The 6,145-nt window shown below is 74.3% G+C and carries 7 protein-coding genes; 3 read left to right on the plus strand and 4 right to left on the minus strand.

Going from position 1 to position 6,145, the window contains the following annotated elements:
• The coding region (locus tag ABTZ17_RS35850; protein ID WP_502994983.1) for an ATP-binding protein at positions 1-1,202 on the minus strand (1,202 nt) is incomplete at its 3' end.
• A gap of 726 nt (positions 1,203-1,928) precedes the next feature.
• Between ABTZ17_RS35850 and ABTZ17_RS35855 the strand changes: the two genes are divergently transcribed.
• Complete coding sequence (locus ABTZ17_RS35855; protein WP_352200004.1) at positions 1,929-2,084, plus strand: DUF6131 family protein; 156 nt, start codon at positions 1,929-1,931, stop codon at positions 2,082-2,084.
• A gap of 95 nt (positions 2,085-2,179) precedes the next feature.
• Here ABTZ17_RS35855 and ABTZ17_RS35860 read toward each other — a convergent pair whose 3' ends face one another.
• From ABTZ17_RS35860 to ABTZ17_RS35870, 3 genes are all read right to left on the minus strand, one after another.
• On the minus strand, positions 2,180-2,554 hold the full coding sequence (locus ABTZ17_RS35860; protein WP_352200005.1) for a hypothetical protein: 375 nt from the start codon (positions 2,552-2,554) through the stop codon (positions 2,180-2,182).
• Between the two features lie 178 nt (positions 2,555-2,732).
• Positions 2,733-3,641 carry an allantoinase PuuE gene (gene puuE, locus ABTZ17_RS35865; RefSeq protein WP_352200006.1) on the minus strand — a complete coding sequence of 303 codons (909 nt, stop codon included), beginning with the start codon at positions 3,639-3,641 and terminating at the stop codon, positions 2,733-2,735.
• Positions 3,642-3,734: 93 nt separating this feature from the next.
• Positions 3,735-4,454, minus strand: a complete 720-nt coding sequence (locus ABTZ17_RS35870) for a hypothetical protein (protein WP_352200007.1) — start codon at positions 4,452-4,454, stop codon at positions 3,735-3,737.
• 276 nt (positions 4,455-4,730) lie between these two features.
• Between ABTZ17_RS35870 and ABTZ17_RS35875 the strand changes: the two genes are divergently transcribed.
• Positions 4,731-5,120, plus strand: coding sequence for a VOC family protein (locus ABTZ17_RS35875; RefSeq protein WP_352200008.1), 390 nt, complete (start codon positions 4,731-4,733; stop codon positions 5,118-5,120).
• Positions 5,121-5,295: 175 nt separating this feature from the next.
• Positions 5,296-6,132, plus strand: a complete 837-nt coding sequence (locus ABTZ17_RS35880; RefSeq protein ID WP_352200009.1) for a VanZ family protein — start codon at positions 5,296-5,298, stop codon at positions 6,130-6,132.
• Positions 6,133-6,145 lie beyond the last annotated feature (13 nt).

Below are 6,145 nucleotides of genomic sequence, written 5' to 3' on the forward strand. Positions count from 1 at the left end.
TTCGTCTGGCCCTCGAACTGCGGCTCGCCCAGCTTCACCGAGATGATCGCCGTCAGACCCTCACGGATGTCGTCACCCGTCAGGTTGTCGTCCTTGTCCTTCAGCAGCCTCCGCTCGCGGGCGTAGCGGTTGACCACGGCCGTCAGCGCCGTCCGGAAGCCCTCCTCGTGGGTGCCGCCGTCATGGGTGTGGATGGCGTTGGCGTAGGAGTACACGCCCTCGCTGTACGTCGAACTCCACTGCATCGCGATCTCCACCGAGGGCAGGCCCCCGGTGTCCCCGGCGACCACGCTGATCACCGACGGGTGCACGGGCTCGCCCTTGCGCGCGTTGAGGTGCGCCACGTAGTCGACGATGCCGCCGTCGAAGCGGTGGCTCACGGACCTCCGGGCCCCTTCCGCTCCGGCTCCGTCCGGCCCCGTGGCCGCGGACTCCGGGTCGGCGGAGCTCGGAGCCGGGGTCCGCTCGTCGGTGAGGGTCAGCGTCAGCCCCTTGTTGAGGAAGGCCATTTCGCGGAAGCGCCGCGACAGCGTCTCGAAGGAGTACGCGGTGGTCTCGAAGACGTCCCCGTCGGCCCAGAAGGTGATCGAGGTGCCGGTCTCCGTCGTCTCCTCGTGCCGGGCCAGCGGGGCGGTGGGGACGCCGCGCTCGTGGGTCTGGCTCCAGCGGTGCCCGTCGGCCTTCACCTCGACGGTCAGCCGCGTGGAGAGGGCGTTCACCACGGACAGGCCCACGCCGTGCAGGCCACCGGAGACGGCGTACCCGCCGCCGCCGAACTTGCCGCCCGCGTGCAGCACCGTCAGGACCACCTCCACCGCGGGCCGACCCGTCCCCGGGTGCAGGCCCACCGGGATCCCGCGCCCGTTGTCGACGACCTGCACCCCGCCGTCCGGCAGCAGGGTCACGTCGATGCGGTCCGCCACCCCGGCCATGGCCTCGTCGACGGAGTTGTCCACGATCTCCTGCACGAGGTGGTGCAGGCCCCGTTCGCCGGTGGACCCGATGTACATGCCGGGCCGCTTGCGGACCGCGTCCAGGCCGTCGAGCACGCTGATCGCGCTCGCGTCGTACCGGGCCTCGACCCGGTCCGCCCGATCGGCGCGGTCCGCCCGATCCGCGCCGGGGGAGGGGGCGGGAGCGGGTGCCGGGGCGGGGGTGCCGGGGGTCGTCGTGAGGGTGGCCGGGGTGCCGGTCGGGTTCACAGGGGCTCTCTTTCGGGCACGGCGGAGACCGCCTTGGCGCGGGCGCGCGGCGGCGGTGCGGGGTGGGGGTCGGAAAGGGTGCGCGGGCAGCCCGGAGGGCGCCTCGGGGGCGTCGGAAAGGGGGTCGGGCGGGCTCGCCGGAGCGGATCGGTGCGTGTTCCACTCTACCGTCCGTGTGCGGCGAACCTAGGGCAGGAAGGCCCCTGAAGGCCCGCGAGGGGGCCGATCTCCCCCGGAAGTGAATCCCCCTACGCCGAGAACCGGAAAATCCCCTGAGGGGCTCCCTGTGTGCCTTCTCGGGGGCTTCGGTAGATCCCTTCAGCTGTCCATTTGAACGTCATTCGCGGAGGTCGGCGAATCACCGCCGACCGACTGCGACCGTCCGCTCGGCGTCGCCCGGAGAGCTCCGGTCGCCCCGTGTCCCGGGGGTGCGACGTGCTCCGGCATGGAACCGGTCTGCCGGGGCAGGCGCAGGGGGCGGCTGCGGCCGCACGTCCCGACGATCACGCCAGGAGGTGATCCGGATGGAGTCGACCGGTGCCCCGGAGCCCGAAGGCCCCCCGGCCGTTCCGGGCGGGCAGCGGCCCGTGCCCCGCGACCCCGGCGCCGACGGTGAGCCGGAGCGTCCACCGCCCGACGAGGACGGACCGCCCCCCGAACCGTCGCCGGCCGAAGAGCCCGGCCCCGCCGAACCCCCCGACTGAGTCACAGAGACAGAGGCACGTCATGATCCTCCTCGGAGTCATCCTCCTCATCGTCGGCTTCCTCACCGGCATATCCATCCTGTGGACGATCGGCATCGTCCTGGTCGTCCTCGGAATCGTCCTCTGGGTGCTCGGCTCCGTCGGACACGCGGTGGGTGGCCGTCGGCACTATTGGTGAACGTCCCGATGTGCAGCGGAGCGGCGGCTGACGCGTGGTGCGTCGGCCGCCGCTCCCCTGCGCCCGGGCCCGGCGCGCGGACCCTGGCGGACGCCTCAGGAGGTGAGCGGCGCGGGGGCGGGCGTCCCGTAGAAGGTGAAGGGCTGCCACCCGTGCTGCTGCGCCAGCTGGGCGAGGGCGTTCGCGATCTCGATCGGCGGCACGTCGTGCCCGGGGGAGGCGTCGGTGATGGCGACGCTGAAGGTGAGGAGCAGCTCGCCCTCGTAGCCGGGCAGCGAGGTGCGGCCCTTGAACTGCGTGCCCGGGGGGAACGCCGGGGCCGTAGCCGCCGCCGCGCTCCGCGCGCCCTCCGCCGCGGTCCCTTCCGTACCGGCTTCCGCCGCCTCCGCGGCGGCGGCGCCGCTCAGCACCGCTCCCGCCGCCGCGGTCCCCGAGTAGCCCAGCAGCGAACGCCGCGATATGCCCGACATGGATCCTCCCAAGCGTGGTGTTCCGGTGGGGTACGTCCCCTTCCACGCCTGATCGTAGGAGCGGAATCCGCCCGCCACGGCTGAATGTGATCTTCCGCCGGAACCCTTCGCGGAGTCCCGGACCGGAGCCGCTTTCCGGAGTCTCCGCCGCCGCTCCGACGCGCCCCGGGCGGAGGCTTCAGCTCCGCGGCGGGTGCTCCGCCAGCCAGTGCCGGGCCACCTGCTCGCGGGTGGCGAACCACGCCCCGCCGCGCCGGGCCGCGTGCTCCAGGAAGCCCTCCAGGGCCCGGATCCGGCCCGGCCGTCCGATGATCCGGCAGTGCAGCCCCACGTTCATCAGCCGCGGCCGGTCCGCCCCCTCCGCGTGCAGGGCGTCGAAGGTGTCCACCAGGTACTCCAGCATGTCGCCGGCCGTCGTGAACCCGTGCACGATCAGGAACTTGAAGTCGTTCGCGTCGAGCCCGTACGGCACCACCAGGTGCGGGCGGCCGGCCGCGGTGGTGTGGAAGGGCAGGTCGTCGGAGTAGTCGTCGGAGTCGTAGAGGAAGCCGCCCTCCTCCGCCACCAGCCGGCGGGTGCGGGGGCCGATCCGACCGGTGTACCAGCCCACGGGTCGGCTCCCGGTCAGGCGTCGGATCGTGGCCACGGTCCGCGCGATGTCGGCCCGCTCCTCCTCCTCGGGGACCTCGCGGTAGTCGATCCAGCGCCAGCCGTGCCCCGCCACCTCCCAGCCGGCCTCCGCCATGGCCCGGGCCGCGTCCGGGTTCCGTTCGAGGGCCCGCCCCACGGCGAACACGGTGGCCGGGACCCCGCGCGCGGTCAGGGTGCGGTGCACCCGCCAGAACCCGGCCCGCGCACCGTAGGCGAACATCGACTCGACGTTCAGGTCCCGCCCGCCCGTCACGGGCGGGGCGCCCACGATCTCGTGGAGGTACCCCTCGGATCCGGCGTCCCCCTCCAGGACGCTGCGCTCCCCGCCCTCCTCGTAGTTGAGGACGAGGCTCACGGCCACCCGCGCGCCCCCGGGCCACCGGGCGTGCGGCGGTTCGGCCCCGTATCCGACCAGGTCCCGCGAAGAATCCGACACCCGGCGCACCCTACTCCCGCCCGTCCCCGCTCCGGCCCCGACACCACGGACCCGCCGCCGGGGCGGCGGGAAGGCGCCCCCGGGCGGGGCGGTCTAGAGGAAGTTGTTCGGCCAGATCATCGTCCGCCACATGTGGGCCACGGCGGAGCCGTCGAAGCCCAGACCCTGGGCGGGCTGCCGGAAGTGCCGGCCCACCACGTCCTCGAACTCCTCGAACTCCACGTGGGCCTCGGGGTCGAAGGTGTAGACGTCGTTGACCGTCACCATCCGCGCCGACATGTACCAGCGGTGGGCGCGGGCCTCCGCGTACGAGGCCCGCACGTGCGGCGGCGGCTCGTACTCGCGGCCGAAGAACCCCTCGTACGCCTGCGGATAGCCGTACCCCACGCTGTCGTCCGGGAAGTACCGCAGCACCTCGTGCTGGCGGATGGCCCAGGTGACCTCCTCGTCCACGTAAGGCTCCACCAGCTGCGCCCCCCAGTGCCCGTGGTGACTGCGGAGCAGGCCGGCCACCGAGATGTCGTGCAGCAGGCAGGCCAGGACGACCTTCTCGCCCATGCCCTGCTCCCGGGCCCGCCGGGCGCTCTGCAGCATGTGCCGCACGGTGAACGGGTCGAGGGCGAGCCGGAGGCGGAAGTAGTCGGCGAGCGTGGGCCGCTCCGGCATCGGGGGCAGGGAGTGGTTGTCCCCCATCATGAACACCTCACCCGGGCCCAGCGAGGACAGCAGACGGTCCCCCGGCCGGTGCTCGGTGGTGCCGAGCGTGGCGGCCGCCGGGGGACAGATGACGCGCACGTACTTCCGCTGGGGCAAGGCGCTGCTCCTTGGTCGGGGGCGGCCGGAAGCGCCGGCGCCGTGGCCCCGATCCCATCAGGAAGATCACTTTCCGCTTGTTGGTGTTCACCGGTCCGGCGGAGCGTGCGCCGGAATGCGACCGCTACGGGGGACGGCGCGTACACACTTGCGCACGCGGGGGCGGACCCCCGTCGCGCGCCCGGTGCGGCACGCCGCCCCGCGTGCGCACCGTCGTCGGCCAACTACCGCGTCCGCGGCGGGAATACGGCCCACACCTGCGGGCACACGACCGGCATGACGGTCAAGAAGACGAGCGTTCTCGTGTTGGACTGCGCGGAGCCGGAAGCCCTGGCCCGCTTCTACGCCGGCCTGCTCGGCGGCGAGGTGACCGCCGGGCGGGAGCTCGATCTCGTCGAGGTGACCGGAGCCGACGGCGTCCGGATCGCCGTCCGCCGGGACCACGGGTACGCCCCGCCGAGCTGGCCCCGCCCGGAGGACTCCCACCAGGCCCACCTGCGGATCCTGGTGGACGAGGCGGACCTGGACGAGGCCGAGCGGGAAGCCGTCTCCCTCGGCGCCCGCCCCGTCTCGGCCGACGGCCCGGACGGTCCCGGCACCACCCGGCTCCTCAGCGACCCGGCGGGACACTCCTTCACCCTCGCCGCCACGGACGGGACCCCCTGAGGAGCCCGCCGGGACCGCCCCGCCCCCGCCGCACGACACCGCGCACCCCCGCACCCACGGGGGTGCGCGTCCGTCGGCGGGGTCGCCCGGGGCGCCACCCCACACCGCCGGGGCCACCCACGACGGCCCCACGACCCACCCGCTCTCCCTGACCACGGTCCCGAAGGAGCCACCCATGGACTGGCGCAAGAAGCCCGCACCCCCCGCCCCCGACGGCGGGGAGCCCGTCAAGGACCCCGCAGCGCCCGTCACCGATCCGCCCGCGACTCCCGCGGCCCGCCGCGGCCGGTCCCGTCCCGCCGCCCGACCCGCCTACGCGGACCGCCCGCCGGCGCACCCCGTGGTCCGCGCCCTCGCGATGTTCGCCGCCCTGGTCGGACTGGTCCTCTTCAGCCTCGTCCTGGCCCGGCTCACCCTGGAGCCCTCCGCCGCCTCCGTGGACATCGCGCACAGCAACGTCCGACCGGGCGCCTCCATCAGCCTCTACCTCGAAGGCGCCACCGTCGAGGAGGCCGCCAAACAGCTCGGCGGCAACCTGCTCCTCGGCGTCCCCTTCGGCATCCTGCTGCCGGTGCTCGTCCCGCAGACCCGCGGTCTGCTCCGCGTGACCGTCCCCACCGCCGCCGTGATGGTCCTGGTCGAACTCATCCAGGGCGCCCTGGTCGCCGGGCGCGCCTTCGACGTGGACGACGTCATCCTCAACACCGCCGGTGCCCTCCTCGGCTACCTCTTCTTCGGGCGCCGCCTGAGCCGTGCCGTCCACCGGCGCCGCGCCCACTGGTGGCACCGCTGGACCCGGCGCGGGCACCGGGACCCCGTCGTCGAACCGACCCCCGAGCCCGCCCCGGCCCCGATCGCGGCAGGGCCCGCGCAGCCCGCGATGGCCACGGCCACGACGACCGCGCCGACCGCGACGGCCGAGAAGCCCGGCCCCGCGGGCGCGCGGACCGGCGGCCCCGCGCGGCTCCTCGCCTCCCTCCGCCGCCGTACCGCCCCGCGCCGCACCACCTGAGGCACCCCCCTCC

This window comes from Streptomyces sp. NPDC097619 (assembly GCF_040302735.1).
In the GTDB taxonomy this organism is placed as follows: domain Bacteria; phylum Actinomycetota; class Actinomycetes; order Streptomycetales; family Streptomycetaceae; genus Streptomyces.

Bases quoted from the DNA above. Each gene is read 5' to 3' on its own strand.
- ABTZ17_RS35855 (WP_352200004.1), top strand. From the start codon at position 1,929: ATGATCCTCCTCGGAGTCATCCTCCTCATCGTCGGCTTCCTCACCGGC.
- ABTZ17_RS35860 (WP_352200005.1), bottom strand. From the start codon at position 2,554: ATGTCGGGCATATCGCGGCGTTCGCTGCTGGGCTACTCGGGGACCGCG.
- ABTZ17_RS35875 (WP_352200008.1), top strand. From the start codon at position 4,731: ATGACGGTCAAGAAGACGAGCGTTCTCGTGTTGGACTGCGCGGAGCCG.
- ABTZ17_RS35880 (WP_352200009.1), top strand. From the start codon at position 5,296: ATGGACTGGCGCAAGAAGCCCGCACCCCCCGCCCCCGACGGCGGGGAG.